Annotated in this window: 20 protein-coding genes; 3 read left to right on the top strand and 17 right to left on the bottom strand. The window is 61.9% G+C overall.

The window, feature by feature from the left end; all coding sequences use genetic code 11:
* Nucleotides 1-10: 10 nt before the first annotated feature.
* The 6 genes from AAD018_RS02470 to fdhF all read right to left on the bottom strand — a co-directional run bounded on the left by AAD018_RS02470 (nt 11) and on the right by fdhF (nt 8161).
* Nucleotides 11-1087 carry a branched-chain amino acid ABC transporter permease gene (locus AAD018_RS02470; protein ID WP_367313709.1) on the bottom strand — a complete coding sequence of 359 codons (1077 nt, stop codon included), beginning with the start codon at nt 1085-1087 and terminating at the stop codon, nt 11-13.
* Nucleotides 1088-1100: 13 nt separating this feature from the next.
* A complete protein-coding gene (locus tag AAD018_RS02465) occupies nt 1101-1298 on the bottom strand; it encodes a hypothetical protein (protein ID WP_367313710.1) in 198 nt (65 codons plus the stop codon).
* Between the two features lie 108 nt (nt 1299-1406).
* Nucleotides 1407-2405: a branched-chain amino acid ABC transporter permease gene (locus AAD018_RS02460; protein WP_367313711.1), complete on the bottom strand. Its 999-nt coding sequence runs from the start codon at nt 2403-2405 to the stop codon at nt 1407-1409.
* Nucleotides 2406-2440: 35 nt separating this feature from the next.
* The gene (locus AAD018_RS02455) at nt 2441-3259 is read right to left on the bottom strand and encodes an ABC transporter ATP-binding protein (RefSeq protein ID WP_367313712.1); all 819 of its coding nucleotides are present in this window, start codon (nt 3257-3259) and stop codon (nt 2441-2443) included.
* Between the two features lie 64 nt (nt 3260-3323).
* Nucleotides 3324-5261 carry an AMP-binding protein gene (locus AAD018_RS02450; protein WP_367314217.1) on the bottom strand — a complete coding sequence of 646 codons (1938 nt, stop codon included), beginning with the start codon at nt 5259-5261 and terminating at the stop codon, nt 3324-3326.
* Between the two features lie 164 nt (nt 5262-5425).
* Nucleotides 5426-8161, bottom strand: a complete 2736-nt coding sequence (gene fdhF / locus AAD018_RS02445; protein WP_367313713.1) for a formate dehydrogenase subunit alpha — start codon at nt 8159-8161, stop codon at nt 5426-5428.
* 180 nt (nt 8162-8341) lie between these two features.
* Between fdhF and AAD018_RS02440 the strand changes: the two genes are divergently transcribed.
* Nucleotides 8342-9388 (top strand): saccharopine dehydrogenase, encoded by a 1047-nt coding sequence (locus tag AAD018_RS02440; protein WP_367313714.1) that lies wholly within the window; start codon nt 8342-8344, stop codon nt 9386-9388.
* A 15-nt stretch (nt 9389-9403) separates the two neighbouring features.
* Here AAD018_RS02440 and AAD018_RS02435 read toward each other — a convergent pair whose 3' ends face one another.
* From AAD018_RS02435 to AAD018_RS02420, 4 genes are all read right to left on the bottom strand, one after another.
* Entirely contained in the window at nt 9404-10144 is a 741-nt protein-coding gene (locus AAD018_RS02435; RefSeq protein WP_367313715.1) for an SDR family NAD(P)-dependent oxidoreductase, read from the bottom strand.
* Between the two features lie 92 nt (nt 10145-10236).
* Nucleotides 10237-11508, bottom strand: a complete 1272-nt coding sequence (locus AAD018_RS02430; protein WP_367313716.1) for an MFS transporter — start codon at nt 11506-11508, stop codon at nt 10237-10239.
* Nucleotides 11505-12257, bottom strand: coding sequence for a DUF1365 domain-containing protein (locus AAD018_RS02425; protein ID WP_367313717.1), 753 nt, complete (start codon nt 12255-12257; stop codon nt 11505-11507). The genes AAD018_RS02430 and AAD018_RS02425 overlap by 4 nt, the downstream gene beginning before the upstream one ends.
* Nucleotides 12254-13531, bottom strand: a complete 1278-nt coding sequence (locus AAD018_RS02420; protein ID WP_367313718.1) for an NAD(P)/FAD-dependent oxidoreductase — start codon at nt 13529-13531, stop codon at nt 12254-12256. Before AAD018_RS02420 ends, AAD018_RS02425 begins: the two co-directional genes overlap by 4 nt.
* Nucleotides 13532-13742: 211 nt before the next feature.
* Between AAD018_RS02420 and AAD018_RS02415 the strand changes: the two genes are divergently transcribed.
* Both AAD018_RS02415 and AAD018_RS02410 read left to right on the top strand, forming a co-directional pair.
* Nucleotides 13743-14291, top strand: coding sequence for a sigma-70 family RNA polymerase sigma factor (locus AAD018_RS02415; protein WP_367313719.1), 549 nt, complete (start codon nt 13743-13745; stop codon nt 14289-14291).
* A 6-nt stretch (nt 14292-14297) separates the two neighbouring features.
* Nucleotides 14298-14948, top strand: coding sequence for a ChrR family anti-sigma-E factor (locus AAD018_RS02410; RefSeq protein ID WP_367313720.1), 651 nt, complete (start codon nt 14298-14300; stop codon nt 14946-14948).
* Between the two features lie 6 nt (nt 14949-14954).
* Here the strand turns inward: AAD018_RS02410 and AAD018_RS02405 are convergent, their stop codons facing one another.
* The 7 genes from AAD018_RS02405 to lspA form a co-directional block, all read right to left on the bottom strand.
* Complete coding sequence (locus AAD018_RS02405; protein ID WP_412005168.1) at nt 14955-15401, bottom strand: hypothetical protein; 447 nt, start codon at nt 15399-15401, stop codon at nt 14955-14957.
* Between the two features lie 222 nt (nt 15402-15623).
* Nucleotides 15624-16856 (bottom strand): DNA recombination protein RmuC, encoded by a 1233-nt coding sequence (locus AAD018_RS02400; RefSeq protein ID WP_367313722.1) that lies wholly within the window; start codon nt 16854-16856, stop codon nt 15624-15626.
* A complete protein-coding gene (mutL, locus tag AAD018_RS02395) occupies nt 16853-18655 on the bottom strand; it encodes a DNA mismatch repair endonuclease MutL (protein ID WP_367313723.1) in 1803 nt (600 codons plus the stop codon). Before mutL ends, AAD018_RS02400 begins: the two co-directional genes overlap by 4 nt.
* Before the next feature lie 39 nt (nt 18656-18694).
* On the bottom strand, nt 18695-20002 hold the full coding sequence (locus tag AAD018_RS02390; protein WP_367313725.1) for a M16 family metallopeptidase: 1308 nt from the start codon (nt 20000-20002) through the stop codon (nt 18695-18697).
* A complete protein-coding gene (locus AAD018_RS02385) occupies nt 19999-21345 on the bottom strand; it encodes a M16 family metallopeptidase (RefSeq protein ID WP_367313726.1) in 1347 nt (448 codons plus the stop codon). Before AAD018_RS02385 ends, AAD018_RS02390 begins: the two co-directional genes overlap by 4 nt.
* An 89-nt stretch (nt 21346-21434) precedes the next feature.
* Nucleotides 21435-21968 carry a DUF3035 domain-containing protein gene (locus AAD018_RS02380; protein ID WP_367313728.1) on the bottom strand — a complete coding sequence of 178 codons (534 nt, stop codon included), beginning with the start codon at nt 21966-21968 and terminating at the stop codon, nt 21435-21437.
* 53 nt (nt 21969-22021) lie between these two features.
* Nucleotides 22022-22528, bottom strand: a complete 507-nt coding sequence (gene lspA / locus AAD018_RS02375; RefSeq protein ID WP_367313729.1) for a signal peptidase II — start codon at nt 22526-22528, stop codon at nt 22022-22024.
* Between the last annotated feature and the right edge of the window lie 2 nt (nt 22529-22530).

The following is a 22530-nucleotide window of genomic DNA, read 5'->3' as shown; positions in this document are numbered from 1 at the left end:
GAGCCGCTCCTCAATACGGGAACGGCCATAATCGCAGTTTTTCCTTCGTCAGACGCCAGAGCTGAGCCAGCCCATGCGGCTCCGCGATCAGAAAGATCATGATGAGCGCTCCGACGATGACCAGCTGGAAATGCGCGACAGTGTCCGTCGGAAATCCGAGCCAGTCGACACCGACCACCTTCAAGGCAACGGGCAAAAGCACCATAAAAGCCGCCCCCGCGAAAGAGCCGAAGATCGAGCCAAGCCCGCCGATGATGATCATGAAAAGGACGAGAAAACTCTTCTGGATCCCGAAGGCTTCACCAACCTCGACCGCCCCCAAGTAGACCGCGAAAAAGAGAGCCCCCGATATGCCGACGAAGAACGATGATACCGCGAAAGCGCTCAGTTTGGCGCGCAAGGGGTTCACTCCGATGATCTCGGCGGCGATGTCCATGTCGCGGATCGCCATCCATTTACGCCCTGTCGATCCACGCGTCAGATTACGCGCGATGATGGCAGACACTGTGCAGAAGACGAGACAAATCATGTATTGGGCCCAAGGCGCAACCTGCGCACCCGTCACCGCGATACCAAAAACGCTCCGCTCCGGCGCGCTGATCTGACCAGAGGCCGAGTAGTTGTAGAACCACGAGACCTTATTGAAGAGCCAGACAAGAAAAAACTGCGCCGCCAGCGTGGCCACAGCCAGATAAAACCCCTTGATCCGAAGGCTTGGCAGTCCGAACAGCGCGCCCACGGCCGCGGTGATCCCCCCGGCAAGGATCACATGGATCACGATCGAAATATCCGGGAACGCGGTCATTAGTTTGTAGCAGGCGTAGGCGCCCACAGCCATGAAACCGCCCGTTCCCAAGGAAACCTGACCGCAATAGCCGACAAGGATGTTCAGCCCTATCGCTGCAATTGCATAGATCAAGAACGGCACGAAAACAGCGTTTGCCCAATAGTCGTCGATCACAAGCGGAATGACCAGAAACGCGACCAACAGAACCGCCCAGTACCTGTAGCGATCAAAGGCAATCGGGAAGGTCTGACTATCCTCTACATAGGACGTCTTGAAGTCGCCTGCCTCACGATACAGCATCTCAGCCCTTTCCTCAGTCCTTACCCGCCAGCCGCGCGGCCAGAAGAAACAGCACCATCGCCGCGGCGATCATGCCTGTGACGCTTCGCCAGATTAGCTCGCGCCCGCTTGGAGCGACTTCTTGCCAGACAAGAGGCGAGCCACCAAGCAACAGCACAATCAGCACTGCGATCAGAAGGAGCCCGAGAAGGCTCAGGACCCGCGAGAGCATCGCCCCTCCTCATCTTGCCAGAAATACCTCCGCCGGAGGCACTCCGAGGTTTCGGGTGGGCGGGTGCCGTGCGCCGCAGGCGCACGCAGTCGCACATTCGGGACCTCGCTATACCCTTTCAATGATCCGCTCCCCGAACAGGCCTTGCGGCCGGAAGACAAGAAAGATCAGCGCCAGAACATAGGCGAACCAGTTCTCCGTCGCGCCCCCTAGATACGGCGCCCCGATCAGGAACTCGAAAAGCTTCTCGCCGACCCCGATGATTAACCCGCCAACAATCGCGCCTGGGATTGAGGTAAAGCCGCCCAGCATCAAAACCGGCAAGGCCTTCAGCGCGATCAGGGACAGCGAAAACTGCACCCCGGATTTAGCGCCCCACATGATCCCGGCGACCAGGGCCACGAATCCGGCGATCGACCAGACGAGGATCCAGATGAAATTCAGGGAGATCCCAACACTCAGCGCCGCCTGGTGATCGTCCGCCACAGCCCGCAGTGCCCGGCCCTGCTTGGTATACTGGGAAAAGACGACAAGCGCCGCGACAAGAATGATGGCCACAATCGTCGCCACGATATCAAGACGGTCGATAAAGAAGCCAAAGAAGTTCTCGGATCCCAGCCCGCTTGTCATATCCTCGATCCAGAACGACCCACCCTGCGGAATTCCGACATCGAGCGTCTTGATGTCCGAGCCCCACATCAGATCACCGGCGCCTTCAAGAAAATAAGCAAGTCCGATGGTCGCCATGAACAGGATGATCGGCTCCTGCCCGACAAGATGCCGAAAGATAAACCGTTGCACCGCAATCGCGAAAAGCACCATCACTCCGACCGTGAGCAGGATCGCAAACAGGGCCGGCACCTCCCAGCCGAAATGGTGCAGATCGGTGCCGAAGACTGCGTTGATCAGATGGCTGAACGGGATCTGGCCTTCCATGATCCCGACCAGAGTGAGGGCCGCAAAAAGCGCCATCACGCCTTGCGCGTAATTGAAGATCCCGGACGCCTTGTAGATCAGCACGAAACCAAGCGCGACAAGCGCGTATAGAACGCCCGCCATGAGCCCGTTCAGGAGCACTTCGATACCGTAATAGAACTGGTCAGACATGGGCTATCTGCTCCGCCATCGTGATCAGATCTCGCTCAGTCATGAGCCACCCCCAGATAGGCATCGATCACGTCGGGATTGTTGCGGACCTCCTCGGGCGTGCCATCCCCAATCTTGCGCCCGTAATCCATCACCACCACCCGGTCGCTCAGATCCATGACAACGCCCATATCGTGCTCGATCAGGGCGATGGTCGTGCCGAACTCGTCGTTCACGTCGAGGATGAAGCGACTCATATCCTCTTTCTCCTCGACATTCATGCCCGCCATCGGCTCATCGAGAAGCAGAAGATCCGGCTCGGCGGCGAGAGCACGTGCCAGCTCCACTCTCTTCTTCAGACCATAGGGCAACCGGCCCACAGGTGTTTTTCGAATGGCTTGGATCTCTAAAAAATCGATGATTTTCTCGACCGCTTCCCGATTCTCGACCTCTTCCCTTTCGGCGGGCCCTTTCCAGATCATCTGAGACCAGAGCCCTGTCTTCATCTGGCGAAGCCGCCCCGTCATGACATTGTCCAGAACGCTCATCCCATTGAAAAGTGCGATGTTCTGGAAGGTCCGCGCAACGCCTTGCCGTGCGACCTGATAGGGCTTCATCGACGGGCGTTTCTCGCCGCGAAACCAGACCTCGCCCTCTTGCGGATGGTAAAAGCCCGAGATCACATTAAGCATCGAGGACTTGCCTGCCCCGTTCGGGCCAATGATCGCGCGGATCTCACCTTCCCGAATATCGAACGAGATATCCTTGATCGCCACGACCCCGCCGAACCGAAGCGTGATGTTGCGCATCTCCATCATCCGGTCGCCGATGGTCCGGCCGTCAGCGGTCACATAGGGCTCGACGCTGTCTTTCATGAGCCTCTCCGATATGGGACGGCGGGCGGGGCGATCCGCGCAGCGGGAGCGCCGTATCGACGGCTCATTCGGCGGCCTCCAGAACCTTCGTCTGAGCGGGCGCAACCTTGGCATCGCGGATATCGAGCGTCGCTTTGATTTTTCCCTTGCGCCCGTCTTCGTAGGTCACCTCCGTCTCGGTATAGATCTCGGACTTGCCGCTATAGAGCGCCTCGATCAGATCATTGAACTTCTCTGCGATGATCTTACGCCGCACTTTGCGCGTCCGGGTGAGCTCTCCGTCGTCGGCGTCCAGCTCCTTGTGCAGCACTAGAAAGCGGTGGATCTGGCAGCCCGATAGCATTTCGTCCTCGGCAATGGACCGGTTCACCTCTTCCACATGATCTTGGATAATCTCGAGCACGCGCGGGTGCTGGGACAGTTCCTGATAGCTGGAATAGGCGATGTTATTACGCTCGGCCCAGTTTCCGACCGCCGTCAGGTCAATGTTGAGAAACGCGCAGCACATCTCGCGTCCGCTCCCGAAGACGACGGCTTCAAGTATATTGGGGAAAAACTTCAGCTTATTCTCGACATATTTCGGCGCAAAAAGCGCCCCGCTTGCCATTTTGCCCACATCCTTTGCACGGTCGATGATCCTAAGATGGCCTGAACTGTCTTCGATAAAGCCTGCATCGCCTGTGGCGACCCAGCCTTCGGAGTCTTTGGTGTCGGCAGTGCTGTCCGCGTTCTTGAAGTATTCCACGAAAGTGCCCGGCGACCGATAGAAAACCTCTCCATTCTCCGCGATCTTCAGCTCCACGCCTGGCGACGGCACACCGACCGTGTCCGAGCGGACCTCACCGTCAGGCTGCTGCGTGATGAAGACAGACGCCTCCGTCTGACCGTAGAGCTGCTTAAGGTTGATCCCGAGCGAGCGATAGAAATCGAAGATCTCCGGCCCGATCGCCTCCCCTGCCGTATAGCCGACCCGAACGCGGCTTAGCCCCAGCGTATTTTTGAGCGGACCGTAAACCAGCACGTTCCCCAGCTTGTAGCGCAGCCGGTCCATCGCGCTGACGTCCTTGCCATCAAGGATCGCGGGTCCAACGCGACGCGCAACGTCCATATATCGATCGAAAAGCCATTTCTTCAGGCGTCCCGCATCTTCCATCCGGATCATTACGGTCGTCAGCTGCGTCTCGAAGACCCGAGGCGGCGCGAAATAATAGGTCGGACCGATCTCGCGCAGATCGGTCATCATCGTGTGCTCGCTTTCGGGACAGTTTACACAGAACCCCGTCCAATAGGCTTGGCCCATCGAAAAGATGTAATCACCGACCCATGCGATTGGGAGATAGGCCAAAGTTTCATCGCCCGTCTTGAGACCATCGAACTCGGAGGAGGCCTTGGAGGTCTCTATAATGTTGCGGTTCGACAGAACCACACCTTTCGGACGCCCGGTCGTTCCCGATGTGTAAAGCATCACGCACGTATCGTCGTATCCCAGCGCCTCCCACCGCCGCGAGAGCTCGGCTTTGGCCGCTGTATCCGCTTTACGGCCCTCGCTTTGAAGATGCTCGAACGAGACCAGATGGCCCTGCTCGTATTTGCGCATCCCGCGCGGGTCGATGAAGATGATCCGGTCCAGCCCGGACAGGCTGCTCTGGATCTCGAAAACCTTGTCGACCTGCTCCTGATCGCCGCAGATGACGTAGCGCGCGCCGCAATGATCAAGGGCGTAGGCGACCTCTTCGGCAGCGGCGTCCTGATAGAGCGGCACCGGAACGGCACCCGTCATCTGAATGGCCACCATCGACCAGTAAAGATGCGGCCGGTTGCGCCCCAAAAGCGCGATATAGTCCCCCGGCCCGACGCCATCGGCCATTAGCCCCAGAGCCAGCGCCTCGATCTCCTCGGCGGCTTCGGCCCAGCTCCAGGACTGCCAGATCCCGAATTCCTTCTCGCGATAGGCTGGCTTGCCATCATAGCGCGCGACATTGCGAGCCAGCAAAGCGGGCATCGAAACGGCCTTCTCGGCCGCGTTGTGGGTCCTTTCGAGCACGATATCCTCCCCGTCGATCTCCAGTCGACGCTGCCCTGCCAATAGCAGGTCAATTCATACTGTCGGAGAAGATCGCATCGCGTCAAACGGTTTTTCTGAACGACCGTTCAATTCATCACGCATCAAGCGACGTCGGCGGGCGCAATAGCTTCGACACGAACGGCCGAGTACTTGAACTCGGGAATCTTTCCGTAGGGATCAAGAGCTGGGTTCGTAAGCAGGTTTGCAGATGCCTCGACATAGGCGAAGGGCAGAAAGACGTTGTCCTCGGCTACCGCACGGTCCGCGCGGGCCATCACCTTGATCGAGCCGCGCCGCGTCGTCAGCCGGACCAGGTCTCCCGGCTCGACACCCAGCTTGCGCAGAGTGCGCGGATGAAGCGAACAGTTCGCCTCGGGTTCGAGCGCATCGAGCATGCTCGCGCGCCGCGTCATGGCCCCGGTATGCCAGTGTTCGAGCTGACGCCCGGTGATCAGGACAAATGGATAGTCGGTATCGGGAACCTCGTCGGGCGGCACGACCGAGGCAGGTGTGAACCGCGCCCGCCCGCCATCACGCGGGAAGGCATCGGCAAAGACGATGGCAGCGCCCGGATCATCCAGACCAGAGGACGGATAAGTGACCGCCTCGCTCTCCAACCTCTCCCAAGTGATGTTGTCGAGGCTCGCCATGCTCTGCTTCATTTCGGCAAAGACTTCGCGCGGGTGGGTGTAATCCCATCCAAGACCAAGTCGCTTGGCAAGCTCGGTCGTGATCCACCAATCCTCGCGAGCCTGCCCCGGCCAGGGAACGGCCGGGCGACCCATCTGAACCTGACGATTTGTGTTGGTCACGGTGCCGGTCTTCTCGACCCAGGCACTGGCCGGCAGAATGACATCGGCATAATTCGCAGTCTCGGTCAGAAAGATATCCTGCACGACCAGATGATCGAGCTTGGCGAGTGCTGCCCGCGCATGATCGACATCGGGGTCGCTCATCGCCGGGTTTTCACCGAGGATATACATGGCCCGAATGTCGCCCTCATGGATCGCGTCCATGATCTCAACGACTGTTAGACCTTTCTCGGGCGCGACCTCGCCCTCGCCCCAGATTTCGTGGAAAGCAGAACGGACGCCATCATCGGTGACGCTTTGATAATCCGGCAGGAACATCGGGATCAGACCGGCATCGGACGCGCCTTGCACGTTGTTTTGTCCTCGCAGCGGATGAAGCCCGGTTCCGGGCCGCCCAACTTGCCCGCACATCAGCGCAAGCGAGATCAGGCAGCGCGAGTTATCAGTACCGTGGATGTGCTGGCTGATCCCCATGCCCCAGAAGATCATGCCTGACTTGGCACCTGCCCAGACGCGCGCGACGTCGCGCAGCGTCTCTGCGGGGATGCCGCAGATAGCCTCCATCTTCTCGGGCGGGAATTCGGCGAGGTGCGCCTTCATCGCCTCCCAGTTCTCGGTCATGGCCGCAATATACTGGCGGTCATAGAGGTCTTCATCGACGATCACATGCATGATCGCGTTAAGCATCGAGACATCCGCACCGGGCTTGAACTGAAGCATATGCGAGGTATGCCGCTTGAGGCCCTGCCCCCGTGGATCCATGACGATAAGCTGACCGCCGCGTTTTGCGAACTGTTTGAAATAGGTCGCGGCCACAGGATGGTTTTCAGTCGGGTTCGCCCCGATCACAATCGCCACGTCCGCATTTTCAATTTCGTTGAAGGTCGCCGTGACCGCGCCGGATCCGACATTCTCGAGCAGCGCCGCGACCGAAGATGCATGGCACAGCCTTGTGCAGTGATCGACATTGTTATGCCCGAAGCCCTGGCGGATGAGCTTCTGGAAAAGATAGGCCTCTTCGTTCGAGCATTTGGCAGAGCCGAACCCCGCGACCTCCCTGCCCCGGCCCTTCAAGCCATTGGCCGCGACATCGAGCGCTTCCTCCCACGTTGCTTCGCGGAAATGGGTCGACCAGTTCCCGGGATCGACGTTCAGCCCCTTCTCTGCGCCATCCTTGCGGATGAGTGGCACCGTCAGGCGGTGATCATGATGCACATAGTCGAACCCGAACCGGCCCTTCACACAAAGGCGGTTTTCGTTGGCGGGACCCTCAGCACCCTCGACCCAGGCAATCTTGTCGTCTTTGACCTTGAAGGTCAGCTGACACCCGACGCCGCAATAGGGACAGACGGATTTCACCTCCCGGTCGATGTCGGATCGGTCGGGAATGGCACCGCGCGGCATGAGAGCACCGGTCGGGCAGGCCTCAACGCATTCCCCGCAAGCCACGCAGGTACTGTCGCCCATCGGGTCGTCCTGATCGAAGACCGGAAAGGCTGCGTGACCGCGCCCCGCCATGCCGATTACGTCATTGACCTGAACCTCACGGCAGGCCCGTACACACAGACCGCACTGGATACACGCGTCAAGATTAACCGCCATGGCCACATGACTGTTATCGAGAAGCGGCACCTCTTGTGGCGCCATCGCCGGAAACCGGCTCTCCGCGACGCCTTGGGCTTCGGCAGTTTCGTGGAACCTCGAGGATTTGTCGTAAGCTTCTTCGGGCTGATCTGCGAGGAGCAGCTCGACCACCATTCGGCGGGCGGCGACCTCTCGTGGTTGATCGGTCGTGACAACCATGCCCTCAGACGGCGCGCGAATACAGGAGGCGGCGAGGGTTCTCTCACCCTCGATCCCGACCATGCAGGCCCGGCAGTTTCCGTCCGAGCGATATCCCGGGGCATCGCGATGGCACAGATGCGGGATCGCAGTCCCTTCGCGCTTGGCGACATCCCAGATGGTCTCTCCTGGACCGGCCTCGACCTCTTGACCGTCGAGTGTGAAACGGATCGTTTCAGGCATGGGGGTTCTCTCCTCGGGCAAATCTGAGACAATCAGACTTGTCCGGCAATCGAAAGTCCCGACGCGACACCGCGACAGCGTTTCGCGCCAGCCGGTTCGATTACGGTCGATGTATCGTTCTGTTTTGCCGCAATCTGCGGTGCGTGATGCCATGTGAAAGTATCTGGGAAGGACAAGACGATGGCTCATTTCTGGCTTCGTGCCGAGGATCGACCTGAAGAAGCTCGCACATTGTTGACCCCCGAAGGAGCATCGCGGCTGCTGGCCGCGGATTATCGGGTGACCGTTGAGCGGAGCCGCCGCCGGATCATACCGGACAGCGCCTATGCGGGCGTCGGCTGCACGATGGTCGAAGCGCAAGACTGGCATGACGCGCCGGAAGACGCCGTGGTTCTTGGGCTGAAGGAGCTGGACCCGAAAGGTCCGCCACTGCGCCATCATCACGTGATGTTCGGTCATGCCTACAAAGGCCAACCGGACGGTCCTGCCTTGCTCGAGCGGTTCAAGGAAGGCGGCGGAACCCTGCTGGATCTGGAATACCTGACGAACGAAAGAGGCCGTCGTCTGGCCGCTTTCGGCTACTGGGCCGGCTATGTCGGCGCGGCAATCAGCCTGCTGGCCTGGCTTGCACAGCAAAGAGGCCGCCCGATGGAACCGGTAGAGCCGTGGGACGGAGCGAAGCCCTTGCTCGCCGGGCTACAGGGCCGCATGACCGAAGCCCGCGGGACCCGGCCCTCGGCAATCGTGATCGGCGCGAAAGGACGGGTCGGATCGGGAGCGGCGGATCTATGCACCGCGCTTGGCGTGCCCGTGACGGCATGGGATCTGGAGGAGACACAAGGCGGAGGACCGTTCCCGCAGATCCTGAAACACGAGATCTTTCTCAACTGTGTTCTGGCAGGGCCCAAGACGCCTGTCTTTGTCTCGGAGGAGGTTCTGACGAAAGATCGCGCCCTGACCGTGATCGGCGATATCGCCTGCGATCCTGGTAGCGAATACAATCCGATCCCACTTTATGATGGGGCGACAAGCTGGAAAGAGCCGGTGGTCCGGGTGCAGGACAAGCCACCGCTGGACATCATGGCTATCGACAACCTGCCAGCCCTTCTTCCCATGGATGTGTCAGAGGACTTTGCCGAACAGCTCTTTCCGCTTTTGTTGGCCTTCCACACTGATCCGGCGTGGACGAGAGTAGAGGCGCTGTTTCAAGAGCATATCGGAGGCTGACGATCCGCCCGTCGCCTAGTCGCGCAGGGGGAACATCCGGTAGTAGATCGAATCGGGAAGGAATTGTCCGACCCGGAACAGGAGCGAGAAGAGCAGTGGAAAGCTCTTCTTGAAGTCGTCCGTGTTCATGAATTCAAAGACTTCGCGCGCGGCCTCCTCCGGCTCCATGATGAAAGGCATGGAGAAGTCGTTCTGGTCTGTGAGTCGCGTTTTGATGAAGCCCGGGTTGACGACCTGAACATGGATATCGGTCTTGCGCAGATCGGCATGCATCGATTCCGCCAGCACCATCAGCCCCGCTTTGGACGCCGAATATCCGATTGCGCCCGGCAGCCCCCTGAACCCCGACAGGGATCCGACAAGCACGATGTGTCCGTTGCCGCGGTTGAGCATAGGATGGATGACCGCCCCGACAGAGCGGGAGGCGCCCAGATAGTTCACCTGCGCCATCAGATCGGCTTTTTTGTTGTCCCACTCTCCGGCTTTCATGGGCGTATAGACGCCTGCTAGATAGACCATTCCGTCGATGTCGCCGATCCGGCCCGCAACCTCTTCGACCTGTGCAAGATCGGTGACATCGACCACTTCGTAGGACGCCTTTCCCGGAAGCTCTTCAACCAGGCTTTTCAGGCGATCTTCGGATCTGGCGGAGACGATGACCTCGGCGCCGACGCGGCTTAAGGAAAAGGCCAGCTCTCGTCCAAGACCCTCGCTTGCACCGATCAACCAATACCGTTTTCCTTGCCAGTCCTTCACCGCGTCGTCCTCTCGCATTGCTGGCGGCCGATGGTCCGCCTTGTTGCCCTTGATCTGGCGCGAGAGCTTCGCCTGTCCAGCATCGGAGCGGTCTATTTTTGGACAGCGACCTCGCTGGGTTCGGCGCCGGGATCTTCGAGCGTGAGCGCCCAAAGCAGGAGGATCGCCACGCATTTCAAAACGATGGGGACGAGGGCATAGAGAACAGTCAGCATGACCCGCGCGCTTTGCGGATTGTCGGTGCCGCTTTGAAAGCCAGACATCTCGAGAAGCGGTAGAAGCGTGGCCGCCGCAAAAGCCAGCGTGAACTTCGAAACCAGCGACCAAAGGCCGAAGCCCTGTCCACCATTGGGAGAGATCGCGGCCATCCGTTTGGCGAACATCGCGGGCAAAAGCGTCAGGTCCGCTCCGATCGTTGCGCCCGAAAGCACACAGATCACCGCGAAGAACAGAACGTCGCCCGATCCCAAAAAGAGCGTTGCGGCAAAGGAGATAACCGCGACGACCATGGCGCTTAAAAGAACCCTTTTCTCTCCTTTCGCGCGGGCCAGAAGGCTCCACCCGGGAGAGGACAGGGCAGCCGAGAAGAAGAAAAGGACGAGCAGTATCCCTTCCCAGCCCGGCGCTTCGAGGCGACTTTCGACGTAGAAAAGAAAGACGGTCGATGCGACGGCGAGAGGTGTTGCGTTGACCAAGGCGAGGATGAGCAAGCGGCGGGCGATCCGGTCTTCGAGGATACGGCCAATGGGGCTGGCTTCGGTCTTAGCCCGGCCCTTCCATTCAGGCCACATGGCGATGGCCGCCACGACCACCACGCTCGCGAAGCCGACCGCGAAGACCGCATAGGGTCGGGCGACCGTTCCCGTCAGAAGCGTGGGGACGACGGCCGCCAGACAGACCCCGAACAAGGCGCCGGATTCGCGCCATGCGGCGAGACGAACATGACCGCCGTCCTGCGATCCGGCCTTGGCGACGCCTCGGGCATAGAAGCTGATGTTCAGAAAGCTGAAGGCGGTAAAGAGCCCGGTGATCGTCAGTCCGAACCACCAGACCGGCGCGATGGGCGGCACGATTGCGAAAAGGCCGATCATCGATGCGCCCAGAACCGCCGCGCCGAAGGTCAGGGCGATGGCTTTGCCTTTGGCCAGTCGTTCGCTGATCCATCCCAAGAGCGGATCCTGCACCACGTCGAATAGCCGAAGCGCGAAGAGAACCGCACCGAGCAGGGTCAGGCTGACGCCGTAATTGTCCGCGTAATACTTTGGCGCATATATATAAATCGGAAGTCCCGCTCCCGACAGGATCGCTGCGAAGAGCGAATAGGCGGGAAGCCGTTCGCGCCAGGCGGCACCGAGCGCACTCAACGCGATACCTCGGTTTTAGGCGGATCGGGACGGGGCCGATAGCGGGCGCCTTTCCACCAGAGCTTGAGCGCCTGCCAGTGGATCAGCGTCAGCACCCTGCGCGATCCGAACGGACGGCGCAGGCAGGCGGCGAGGATCGAGCGGTTGGTCAGCGGGCGGCGCGGCCCCTGAAGCGTCGCGACCACGCCGCCTCCGGGGCGGGTATGATCGATCAGGATGTCGATAGCCGCGTCGGTTATGGTGAAGCGGAAGCGATAGCTGCCCTCGATCTCCTGAAAGGGCGAGACGTGAAAGCATTTCTTCGCCGTTAGAATGTCGCGCGGGCCGATTGGCTGCAGATCATCTCGATGGCACAGGTAGGAATGCCGGTCGCCGAATGTGTTGCTGACTTCCGCAATGACAACGCAGATCGCGTCCTCCGCGTCGCGGCACAGCCAGAAGCTCACCGGGTTGAAGACGTGCCCCAAAATGCGCGGCTGCGCCAGAAGCTCGATTCGCGCTGGCGCTGGCAGGTCGCGTTCCAGCAGAATCTCTCGCACCCATGCAGCGCCGGTTCCGTCTTTCGGCGCGCCGCCATGGTCGCGATCCCGAAGCGTGGCCACATTCGCCCGATTCCTTGAAAAGAGCGTTGGCCCTGCGCGCGGTGCCTCTGCATCGAGCAACACGTAGTCGATGGAATAGCGAAACGCATTGCGCACGGCGCCCCGGCGGCCATGAAACGTAGTGCCCGCAATGTGGTCGACGCTCACTCTGCGGCCAATACCTGACTGTCGCGGGTACGCATCGCCTGCACCACGTCCACGGCACTCGACAGACCGTCCTCGTGAAAGCCGTTCTTCATCCATGCGCCGCAGAACCACGTTCGCCTCTCGCCGTTTCTAGCGGCGATCTTCTCCTGAGCGGCCAGTGCGGGCAAGTCATAGACCGGATGGCGCAGAGTGGTTGTGTCGTGAACCAGTTCCTCGCGGATCGGCTGCTGGCTGTTCAGCGTCACAAAGATGTCCTGCCCCGCGGGAAGGGGCTGGAGCGAATTCATCCAATAGGTCAGATCAATCGCTTCGGGATCGCGCGCGGTTTCCACATAGGTCCAGGAGGCCCAGACCTTGCGCATCGACGGCATGATGGACGCGTCGGTATGAAGGACGACCTCGTTAGGCTGATAGCCGAAATCGCCGAGGCAGGTGGCCTCGTGATCGCTGGCATCCGTGATCATGCGGAGCGTGTCGTCCGAATGGGTGGCGAAGATGATATCGTCGAACGTCTCGGGCTCGGCCCCCGGGGTTCGGAGGACTACGCCGCCGGAGGTTCTGCTGACGCTTTCAACCGGGGCGGAGAGGCGGATCTGGACGCCTCTGCGTTTCAGTTCGGCCTGCACGCGGTCGACATACTGGATCGAGCCGCCTTCAACCGTGTACCACTGGTGCTGGCCTGACGTTGAGAGCAGAGCATGGTTCTGCATGAACCGCAGCAGGGCATGGGCCGGAAAATCGAGGATCCGGTCCAGAGGTGTGGACCAGATGGCCCCGGTCAGCGGCAGCAGGTACTTATCGCGAAAGAACGGCCCGGTGCCGAGCCGGTCCAGCAGGCCTTCGACCGTCAGCCCGGCCTCACTGGAGGCGGCGAGCGCGCTTTTGTTGAACTTCAGGATGTCGCGGATCATTCGCAGATATGAGGGGCTGAGCGCGTTGCGACGTTGGGCGAAGACGGCGTTCAGTGTCTTGAGCCCGAACTGCAGGCGGCCCTGATTGAAGGACGCCCCGAAGCTCATATCGCTTTCGACGACGGGGACGTCCAGCTCTTCGAAGAGCGAGACGAGGTTTGGATAATTCGGGCGGTTAAAGACGATAAAGCCGGTATCGACCGGCGTCTCCCCGACCCATTTCGTGCGGGCATGTCCGCCGAGGCGGGGGCGACTGTCGAACAGCGTAACGTCCCTGTCCTCCGACAGAAAATAGGCGGCGCCCATCCCCGATATGCCAGCGCCGATCACGGCAACCCGCTGCCGTTTCGCCCCGTCGTCCATATGTTTCGCTCCCGATTGCGATCTTGAGTGGGACATAGCAGCAACAAAAGCGTCGGAAAGCCTGCAAATTTTTGATCCGGACCGCGACCTTGGGCGTAGCCCTCGCATGTTGACGACACCAGAACCTATGGCGAAAACGAGGGGAGCTGCGGCGGTCTCCTTTTCCATGTCTCCGTCTGCGCAAAAAACGCGAAGGATCGGGTCTTCCTGGATGACGTTTGACGACAGAAATCGCCCTTCCTGGACCGGGCATATGCGGCGGATCCGGGAGGAGCGCGATGAAGCGGCTTTTGCAGAGCTTTTCGGGCATTTTGCGCCACGGGTGAAGGCGTTCCTAATTAAATCGGGCGCCGATGCCGGGCAGGCCGAGGATGTGGCGCAGGACGTACTCGTCACTCTTTGGACCAAAGCGCACATGTTCGATGCCAGCCGGGCGAGCGTGGCCACGTGGATCTTTACCATCGCCCGGAACCGCCGGATCGACGTGCTGCGCAAGGACCGGCGGCCCGAGCCGGAAGACCTGACTTGGGGACCTGAACCCGAGCCGGATCAGGCCGATGCCATCGCGTTTCAGCAGGAGGCGGATGCGCTTGGCACTGCCATCGCCGCCCTTCCGGCAAGACAGCGCGAGCTGGTGGAGAGGGCCTATTACGGCGATCTCAGCCATGCCGAAATTGCCGCCGAGACGGGCCTCCCGCTCGGCACGATCAAATCCCGAATTCGTCTGGCGCTGGAGCGCCTTAGACATGTGATGAAGTGACAAAAGATGAACGATATCAATCACCACCTGACCGATGCCCTGCTGATGGGCTATTCCGCCGGAACGCTTCCTGAGGCCTTCAGCCTTGTCGTGGCGAGCCATATTTCGCTGTGCGATGAATGCCGCGCCCGGCTTGAAAGTTTCGATGCGGTGGGTGGCGCCGTGCTTGAGAGATCAGGCCGTGTTGCGATGGATGACGGCGCGCTCGAGGCCTGTCTGGGACGGATCGCCAATGCCGACTGGGCGCCGACGCGGACGGTGGCGAAAGCGGTCGGATCGGACCTGCCGGAGCCATTGACCTCCTATGTCGGTGGGGGGCTGGGCGAGGTGCGCTGGCGCAAGATCGGGGGCGGTGTTTCGCAAGCGGTTTTGAAGACGTCGAAAGGCGCGACGGCGCGGCTTTTGCATATCCCGGCGGGGCGGCAGTTGCCTGACCATGGGCATCAGGGAACCGAGCTGACGCTGGTTCTGAAAGGCGCGTTCCGGGACGAGGAAGAGCGGTTCGGCGCGGGCGATATTGAGGTAGCAGATCAACACCTTACGCATAAACCGGTGGCTGAAGAGGGCGAGGATTGCATCTGCCTTGCGGCCACGGATGCGCCGCTTCGCTTCAGCACGATGCTGCCGCGTCTGGTGCAGCCGTTCTTCAAGATCTAGCGGCGGCTAGGCAGGCGATTCGGGGTCGAGCGCGCCATCCCAAGCGATTGGGATCGCGCGATTATTTCCGAGCACGAAGAAGCCATGACCGCCGGGTGTGAGGTAATAGGTGCGCCCGGGGGCGACGCCAGTGATGACCGTGTACTCACCGCTCTGGCCCACACCAACGGGGCGGCCATGGACGCCGCCGAGGCAAATTTGACCGTTGCGACAAGGGGTTAGGATCACCTCGCGCATCCAGTGGGGACCCGGCTCCACAATATAGACGGTGCCGTCGGCGAAGGGGCGACCTTGCTTGTCCCAGACGAAATTCTGAATGTCGTTGCGGGTTTGCAGACCGGCCTGATCGACGGTCGCGCAGGCGGTCAAAGCAAGGCAGGCGGCGAATGAAAACAGGATCTTACGCATCAGGATCTCTCCGGTCAGGACCTCGGGGCGGACGCTAACGGGCAAGCCCCTTTGTGACAACACCTGTTGAACCGAGCGGTTCAAATCGCAGTTTGACAGGGCCAGGGTTAAGAGTGCCGATCTGGGGAAAACGAGGTTTCGGTATCCGGTCGGTAACACGTCGGTATTTGGTCGGTGTTTTTCATGGACGACCCGCAGTTAACCGGACGCTCGATGGGTCTGGACGCGCAACGGCAGAAACAATGACTTCCTAATCACAGCGATTGGTCAGGACGTCTTTTCGGCGAGCGGAAGGGGGGTCTGGTCCGGGGCAAGCTCTTCGAAATCGAAGCTGTCGAGCCGCTCGGCGCGCTTGCCCGCGCGGCTGGCGGCGGTGGTGATTCCCGAGACGTCGTCGCCCGCCTGCCGCAGGTGGGTTTCGAGTTTTCCCGCCTTCTCGCCGATGATCTCGACGTCGCGGTGAAGCTGCTTGAGCGCCTTGCGGATCGCGCCGGCCTGTTCGCGCATCCGGGCATCCTTGAGGATCGCGCGCATCGTGTTCAGTGTCGCCATGCAGGTGGTCGGCGAGACGATCCAGACGCGGGCGGAGAACCCGTCGCGGACAACCTCGGGAAGACGGGCGTGCAGTTCGGCATAGACGGCTTCGGAGGGCAGGAACATCAGCGCGCCGTCGGCCGTCTCGCCTTCGATGAGGTATTTGTCCGAGATCGCCTTGATATGGGTGCGAACCGAGGCGGCAAAGACCTTGAGCGCCTTGAGCTGCGCCTCCTTGCCTTCGGCGGCGACGAGGCGCTCGTAATCCTCGAGCGGGAATTTGGCGTCGATAACGATCGGACCCGGCGGGTTCGGCAGGTGGATGATGCAATCGGGGCGGCTGCCGTTCGAGAGTGTCGGCTGGAACGCATAGGCGTCGGCGGGCAGCGCCTTGGAGACGATATCGTTGAGCTGGATCTCTCCGAACGCGCCGCGGGTCTGCTTGTTCGACAGGATATCTTGAAGCGAGAGCACGTCGCCCGACAGCTTTTCGATATTGTCCTGCGCCTTGTCGATGGCGGCGAGGCGTTCCTGGAGCTGAGTCAGTGACTTGGTGGTCTTTTCCGACGAGCCGTGCAGGGTTTCCTTCATCCGCTCCTGTAGGTCGCTGAGCGAGCGGGCCTGTTTGAGGGCGTTGTTCGCCAGTTGCTCGTTCATCTGGGTCTGAACGGCAGAGAGGCGTTCCTCCATCGTGCGAACGACGCCGAGCTGGGCGGCGGTCTGGGTTTCGCTGACCGATTGCAGCGATCCGGCGAGCTGCTGCTGCCCGCCTGCGAGCGACTGGACATCGTGGTTAAGGCGTCCGACCTGGCGCATCATATCCTCGACCGCTGTGGCCGAGCGCCCGGCGCGGCGGACCGATGCGATCAAAAGCCAAAAGAGGGCGACGACAAATACGAACAGGAAAACCGCAGCGAGAACGCGCGGATCGTCAAATGCGTATGTCTGGCCGCCGATCTCGATCATGTCCGCCCGAAGAGCCGTTCGATGTCGGAGAGCTTGAGTTCGACGTAAGTCGGGCGTCCATGATTGCATTGGCCCGAGAGCGGCGTCGCCTCCATCTCGCGCAGGAGCGCGTTCATCTCCTCGGCGCGCATCCGGCGGCCCGAGCGGATGGAGCCGTGGCAGGCGATGCGGCTGAGGATGGCGTCGATGCGGGTCTCGATCAGCTGGCTGTCGCCGGTATCGGCCAGCTCGTCGAGGATGTCCTTAAGGATCGGCGCGGCGGCGACCTCTCCGAGCAGCGCGGGGGTGGCGCGGACGGCGATGGCGGTGCCGCCGAAGGGCTCGATGGTGAGGCCGAGGCGGTTCAAATCGTCGGCGATGGCGAGAAGCTGGGCGCACTCCTCGGCGGGAAGCTCCACGATTTCGGGGATCAGGAGCTGCTGGGCGGCGACGCCGTTCTCCGCGCGCTGCTGTTTGAGCTTTTCGTAGACGAGGCGTTCGTGGGCGGCGTGCTGATCGACGATGACCATGCCGGTGGCGGTCTGGGCGATGATGTAGTTTTCGTGGACCTGACCCCGCGCGGCGCCGAGGGGGTGGTTCTCCTCTGGCGGCTCTTCGGGGGTGTCGATGCGGGCAAACACGGGGGCGGTTTCGGCGAAGCCTGGCTGCGGGATCGGAGCAGAGCGCGGACGGTCCATCTGGTAGATGCGGGCGCTTTGCGGCTCGGGCTGCATCGCGCCAAGGACGCCTGCCGCGACAGTCGAGGACGCACGGTGGCCCGCCTCGGCCAGAGCGTGGCGCAGGCCCGAGACGATAAGGCCGCGCACCGTGCCGGGATCGCGGAAGCGGACCTCGGATTTGGCGGGGTGGACGTTGACGTCAACAAGATGCGGATCGCAATCGATAAAGAGCGCGGCGGCGGGGTGCCGGTCGCGGCTGAGCACATCCATATAGGCGGCGCGGAGCGCGCCGTGCAGCATCCGGTCTTTGACCGGGCGGCCGTTGACGAAAAGGAATTGCGTGACCGCCGATCCGCGCGAATAGGTCGGCAGGGCGGCGTAGCCGGTGAGGCGGATGCCGTCCCTCTCGGCGTCGATCTTGAGGGCATTGTCCGCGAAATCCGCGCCGATTAGGGTGCGGAGCCGCCCGTGCAGCGCATCGAAGAGCGCGCCGCTTTCGGCATCGGCGCGCAGGATCATGCGGTCGCCGCCGTCGGTGATGTCGCGCAGGGTGAACGAGATCGATGGCTCGGCCATGGCGATGCGGCGGACGACGTCGGTGATCGCCTGCGCCTCGGCCCGGTCGGAGCGCATGAATTTGAGCCGGGCGGGTGTGGCGTGGAAAAGATCGCGCAGTTCGACCACGGTGCCGCAGCTGAGGGCGGCGGGGCTAACGGGAGCGATCTGTGATGCGGTGACGGTGATCCGGTGGGCCTCGGCGGCGGTCACGCGGCTCGTGATCGTGAGGCGGCCTACGGCGCCGAGGGATGGCAGCGCCTCGCCGCGAAAGCCGAAGGTGTGGATATCGAGCAGGTCGTCGCCCGGCAGTTTGGAGGTGGCGTGGCGCGAGAGGGCGAGCGGCAGGTCCTCAGCGCTCATGCCGCAGCCATCGTCGGTGATGCGGATCAGGCTCTTGCCGCCATCGGCCTGGGCGATGTCGATGCGGGTGGCGCCGGCATCGACGGCGTTCTCGACCAGTTCCTTGACGGCGGAGGCGGGGCGCTCGACCACCTCGCCGGCGGCGATGCGGTTGATCGCGGCCTCGTCCAGTTGACGGATGACCGGGCGGCTATCGCTTATATTGGGGTCGGGAAGCGCCATGCCACAAGGAGTAGCATGGCGCTGCGCGATTCTGGAACCCTAGTTCGTTGTCTCAAGCCCGTCTGGCTGACCGACAACAGTGAAGTGCAGGGCGTCCGGTTGCAGGATCTCGGCGGCGACGCGGTTGATCTCCTCGAGCGTGACGGCGTTGACCTTGTCGTTGCGGGTCTGGACATAGTCGAGGCCCAGATCCTCCATCTGGAGGCCGACGAGGATGTCGGCGATGGGGCCGTTGCCATCAAATCGGAGGGGATAGGCACCGGTGAGGTAGGTCTTGGCGGTCTCGAGCTCGTCCTCGGTGACGCCGGTCTCGGCCATACCGGCCCATTGGTCGCGAATGACCTCGATCGCCTCGGCGACCCGGTCGTTCGAGGAGGCGACGGAGCCGAGATAGAGCGCGGCGTAATCCTTGGGCACGAGGTAGGTGTAGATGCCGTAGGTGAGGCCGCGTTCGACGCGGACCTCGCGCATCAGGCGGCTTTCGAAGTTCGGGCCGCCAAGGATGACATTGAGGATATAGGCGGCGAAGAAGTCTTCGTCGTCGCGGGTGATCCCCTCGTGGCCGAAGAGGACTGTGGATTGCGGGTTGTCGAAGGGCACCACGGTGACGCCGGGTTCGAGCGCGACCTCGACCTCTTCGGGCATGGGGGCGCCGGTTTCGGGCAGATCGCCAAGGAGAGTGTCGAGAAGCGTCGTCAGTTCATCGGCAGTGATGTCGCCGACGGCGCTGACGAAGATGCGGTCGCGGGCGAGGACGGCCTGATGCGCGGCGATCAGATCATCGCGCGTCAGGCCGCTGACCGTGTCGATCGTGCCGCTTTCAGACGTGCCGTAGGGATGGGTGCCGAAGGCTTCGGCGGAGAAGGCGGTCGAGGCCAGCTCGTTCGGGTCCTTGGTGTCGGAGCGGATGCCCGCGATGACCTGGCCGCGCACACGCTCGATCGCGTCCTCATCGAAGCGGGGCTGGGTCAGGGCGAGGCGCAGAAGATCGACGGCCTCGTCGCGGTTTTCGGTCAGGAAGCGCGCGCCGATGGAGAGCGCATCGTCGTAGACGTTGAAGCTGTAGCTGGCGGCGAGGCTTTCGCGGGCGGCTTGGAACTCCTGCGCGGTCAGATCGCCCGCGCCTTCCTCGATCAGGCCGGTCATCAGGTTGATGGCGCCGCGCTTGCCGCCCGCATCGAGCGAGGCGCCGCCTTTGAAACGGATCTCGAGCGCGGTGAAGGGGATGGCGTGATCCTCGACCAGCCAGGCGGTGATGCCGCCGGGGGAGGTGACCTCCTTGATGTCGATCTCGGCGCGGAGGGGTCCGGCGATCAGGACGAAGGCGAGAACAAGAAAGCGGATCATTGGCTGACCTCCGAGAGTTCCGTGGTGGGGGCCTTGAGGATACCGGTCACCGAGGCGCGCGGATCAAAGACGACGCGGGCGGCCTCCATTACGTCGCCGGCGGTAACCTCTTGCAGGATGTCGGGCCAGGCCTGCACATCCTCGACCGTGAGGCCGCTGGTCAAAGCAGAGCCGTAGCGGTTGGCGGCGGATTGCACGTTGTCGCGGGCATAGATCTGGCTGGCGCGGAGCTGCATCTTGATGCGGTCGAGCTGCTCGGCATCGACGCCCTCGTCGAGGAATTCGGCGATGACGCGGTCGAGCGCGGCTTCGGCCTCGTCCAAGGTGATGCCATCGCTGGGCACGACGACGAGCGAGAAGCTGGTGTCGTCGAGCGCCTGCCCGTCGTAGAAGGCGGAAGTGTAGACGGCGATCTGTTCTTCGAATTGCAGCTTGTCGTTGAGAACGCTGGTGAAGTTCGACCCGCCGAGAAGCTGGGCCAGAACGGTCAGGGCGGCGGCATCTTCCTGCGCGCCGGGATCGCGTTCAGGGGCGAGATAGCTGCGGGAGATATAGGGCTGCGCGACGCGCTGATCCTCGAAGACGACGCGGCGGGCCGCGTTTTGCGGCGGCTCTGCCGGGCGGACGCGCTCTGGGATATCAGCATTGGCGGGGATGGGCCCGTAATATTGTTCGGCCAGGGCGCGCACCTCTTCGGGGTCGACATCGCCTGCGATCACGAGAACCGCGTTATTGGGGGCGTAGAACGTCTCGTAGAAGGTCTGCGCATCGTCCATGTCGAGCGCTTCCATCTCGTGACGCCAACCGATGATCGGCACGCCGTAGCGATGGTTGAGAAACTGGGCCGCGCGGATCTGTTCGTTGAGAAGCGCACCCGGCGAAGTATCGGTGCGCTGGGAGCGTTCTTCGAGGATGACGTCCCGCTCGGTCGCGATGTCTTCTTGCTTGAGCAACAGGTTCTCCATCCGGTCCGCTTCCATTGACATCACAAGCTCGAGCCGGTCGGCGGCGATGCGCTGGAAATAGGCGGTGTAGTCGTAGCTGGTGAAGGCGTTGTCCGATCCACCATTGGCGGCGACGGTTGCCGACAGCTCTCCGGGGGCGAGGTTTTCGGTCTGCTTGAAGGTCAGGTGTTCGAGGAAATGCGCGACGCCGGAGGATCCAACCGGTTCATCCGCCGATCCGCTGCGATACCAGACCATCTGGACGACGACAGGGGCGCGGTGATCCTCGATCACGACGACCTCGAGCCCGTTATCGAGGGTGAAGTTGGTCACCGTCTCGTCGGCGGCGGCAATGGCGGGCAGGGTAAGACAGATGCAGGCAGCGATCAGGCGCAGCATGGGACCTCCGGACGGGTGAAAACCTGACGAATAAAGTGGCGTAATCCGCGAAAGGTTCAAGCGGCGGCCACGCGGTCGTGAGGGAGATGTCAGTTCACGAGGCCAAAGAGCCGTCTGCGCCGCTCGGGAGAGGGGGAAGCCGATGGCACGCCAACACCGAGCTGGGAGAACCGCTCTTGTTCGGCATAGGCGTCGAGCGTTTGCTGGCGATAGAGCGTGTAATAGCGGTTGCGGGTCAGCAAACGAAGGCCAGGCGCGCGGGACCGGAAATCCGCATCCTCCTGCGCCAGCTGCGTGCGGATGCCCTGCGGCACTCCGTAGCGCGTGGCGGAGGCGACCAGCGCATTGTCGGCCGCCGGGATCGGGGCGCCTGCACCTGCATTGGGCGTGCCGCCCAGCGCGAGAACAGCGTCGGCGCGCGGCGTCGCATCGGTGCGGTTGGCGCCGCCGGGGGTCGGCGGGGGCAGAACGTTCAGCGTCTTCGGCACCTCGAGCGGGCGCGCGGGCAGGACCGCGAATTCGTCGGGTCCCTCGCTTCGGTTGTCGTAGGTTTCGTGCAGGCCGTTCCTGTTGCCGCAGCCCGCCAGGGCAACCAGCACCACCAACCCCATCAATGCACGCATCACTGCCGTCCTCATTCGTCTTTCGCGCCTTTTAGCAAGACGCGGCGGCGACGTCACGTGCCGTTCTTGCCTGCGACCTTGGAGGAGGACCGGGTCTCTTTCGTCTCACCGGTGAAGAGGATGAGACCGATGGCGCCCACGAAAATCGCGATATCGGCGACGTTGAAGGCATACGGGTTGTCGATGCCGCAGCAGGACATGTTGAGGAAATCGGCCACGGCGCCGTAGAGGATCCGGTCGATCACGTTGCCGAGCGCGCCGCCGACCAGGATCCCGGCGGAGACATAGCCCCATTTGCCGGGCGCCTCGCGGGCGATCCAGATCAGGACGCCGACCGACAGGGCGAGGGCGAAACCGATGAGGATCCAGCGCATCGTGTTGGAGTCGGTGGAGAAGAGGCCGAAATTGATGCCTTCGTTCCATGCCATCCTGAGGTTGAGGAACGGCGGGACAACGTCGATGGCCTTTCGGGTCTGCAGATCGAGCATATGCACGACGACATATTTGCTGATCTGATCGATCAGGAAGACCCAAAAACCCGTCCAGAATGTCAGGCGCATCG

Source organism: Aestuariibius insulae (genome assembly GCF_040783535.2).
GTDB classification, from domain to species: Bacteria; Pseudomonadota; Alphaproteobacteria; order Rhodobacterales; family Rhodobacteraceae; genus Aestuariibius; species Aestuariibius insulae.
This window is presented reverse-complemented; position numbering and strand designations above follow the sequence as displayed.

What these genes read in the sequence shown, in the direction of transcription:
- AAD018_RS02450 (WP_367314217.1), bottom strand. Translation starts at nt 5,261, where the DNA reads ATGCCCGCTTTGCTGGCTCGCAATGTCGCGCGCTATGATGGCAAGCCA.
- AAD018_RS02440 (WP_367313714.1), top strand. Translation starts at nt 8,342, where the DNA reads ATGGCTCATTTCTGGCTTCGTGCCGAGGATCGACCTGAAGAAGCTCGC.
- lspA (WP_367313729.1), bottom strand. Translation starts at nt 22,528, where the DNA reads ATGCGCCTGACATTCTGGACGGGTTTTTGGGTCTTCCTGATCGATCAG.
- AAD018_RS02470 (WP_367313709.1), bottom strand. Translation starts at nt 1,087, where the DNA reads ATGCTGTATCGTGAGGCAGGCGACTTCAAGACGTCCTATGTAGAGGAT.
- AAD018_RS02455 (WP_367313712.1), bottom strand. Translation starts at nt 3,259, where the DNA reads ATGAAAGACAGCGTCGAGCCCTATGTGACCGCTGACGGCCGGACCATC.
- fdhF (WP_367313713.1), bottom strand. Translation starts at nt 8,161, where the DNA reads ATGCCTGAAACGATCCGTTTCACACTCGACGGTCAAGAGGTCGAGGCC.
- mutL (WP_367313723.1), bottom strand. Translation starts at nt 18,655, where the DNA reads ATGGCGCTTCCCGACCCCAATATAAGCGATAGCCGCCCGGTCATCCGT.
- AAD018_RS02415 (WP_367313719.1), top strand. Translation starts at nt 13,743, where the DNA reads ATGACGTTTGACGACAGAAATCGCCCTTCCTGGACCGGGCATATGCGG.
- AAD018_RS02380 (WP_367313728.1), bottom strand. Translation starts at nt 21,968, where the DNA reads ATGCGTGCATTGATGGGGTTGGTGGTGCTGGTTGCCCTGGCGGGCTGC.
- AAD018_RS02460 (WP_367313711.1), bottom strand. Translation starts at nt 2,405, where the DNA reads ATGTCTGACCAGTTCTATTACGGTATCGAAGTGCTCCTGAACGGGCTC.
- AAD018_RS02410 (WP_367313720.1), top strand. Translation starts at nt 14,298, where the DNA reads ATGAACGATATCAATCACCACCTGACCGATGCCCTGCTGATGGGCTAT.
- AAD018_RS02465 (WP_367313710.1), bottom strand. Translation starts at nt 1,298, where the DNA reads ATGCTCTCGCGGGTCCTGAGCCTTCTCGGGCTCCTTCTGATCGCAGTG.
- AAD018_RS02420 (WP_367313718.1), bottom strand. Translation starts at nt 13,531, where the DNA reads ATGGACGACGGGGCGAAACGGCAGCGGGTTGCCGTGATCGGCGCTGGC.
- AAD018_RS02385 (WP_367313726.1), bottom strand. Translation starts at nt 21,345, where the DNA reads ATGCTGCGCCTGATCGCTGCCTGCATCTGTCTTACCCTGCCCGCCATT.
- AAD018_RS02400 (WP_367313722.1), bottom strand. Translation starts at nt 16,856, where the DNA reads ATGATCGAGATCGGCGGCCAGACATACGCATTTGACGATCCGCGCGTT.
- AAD018_RS02390 (WP_367313725.1), bottom strand. Translation starts at nt 20,002, where the DNA reads ATGATCCGCTTTCTTGTTCTCGCCTTCGTCCTGATCGCCGGACCCCTC.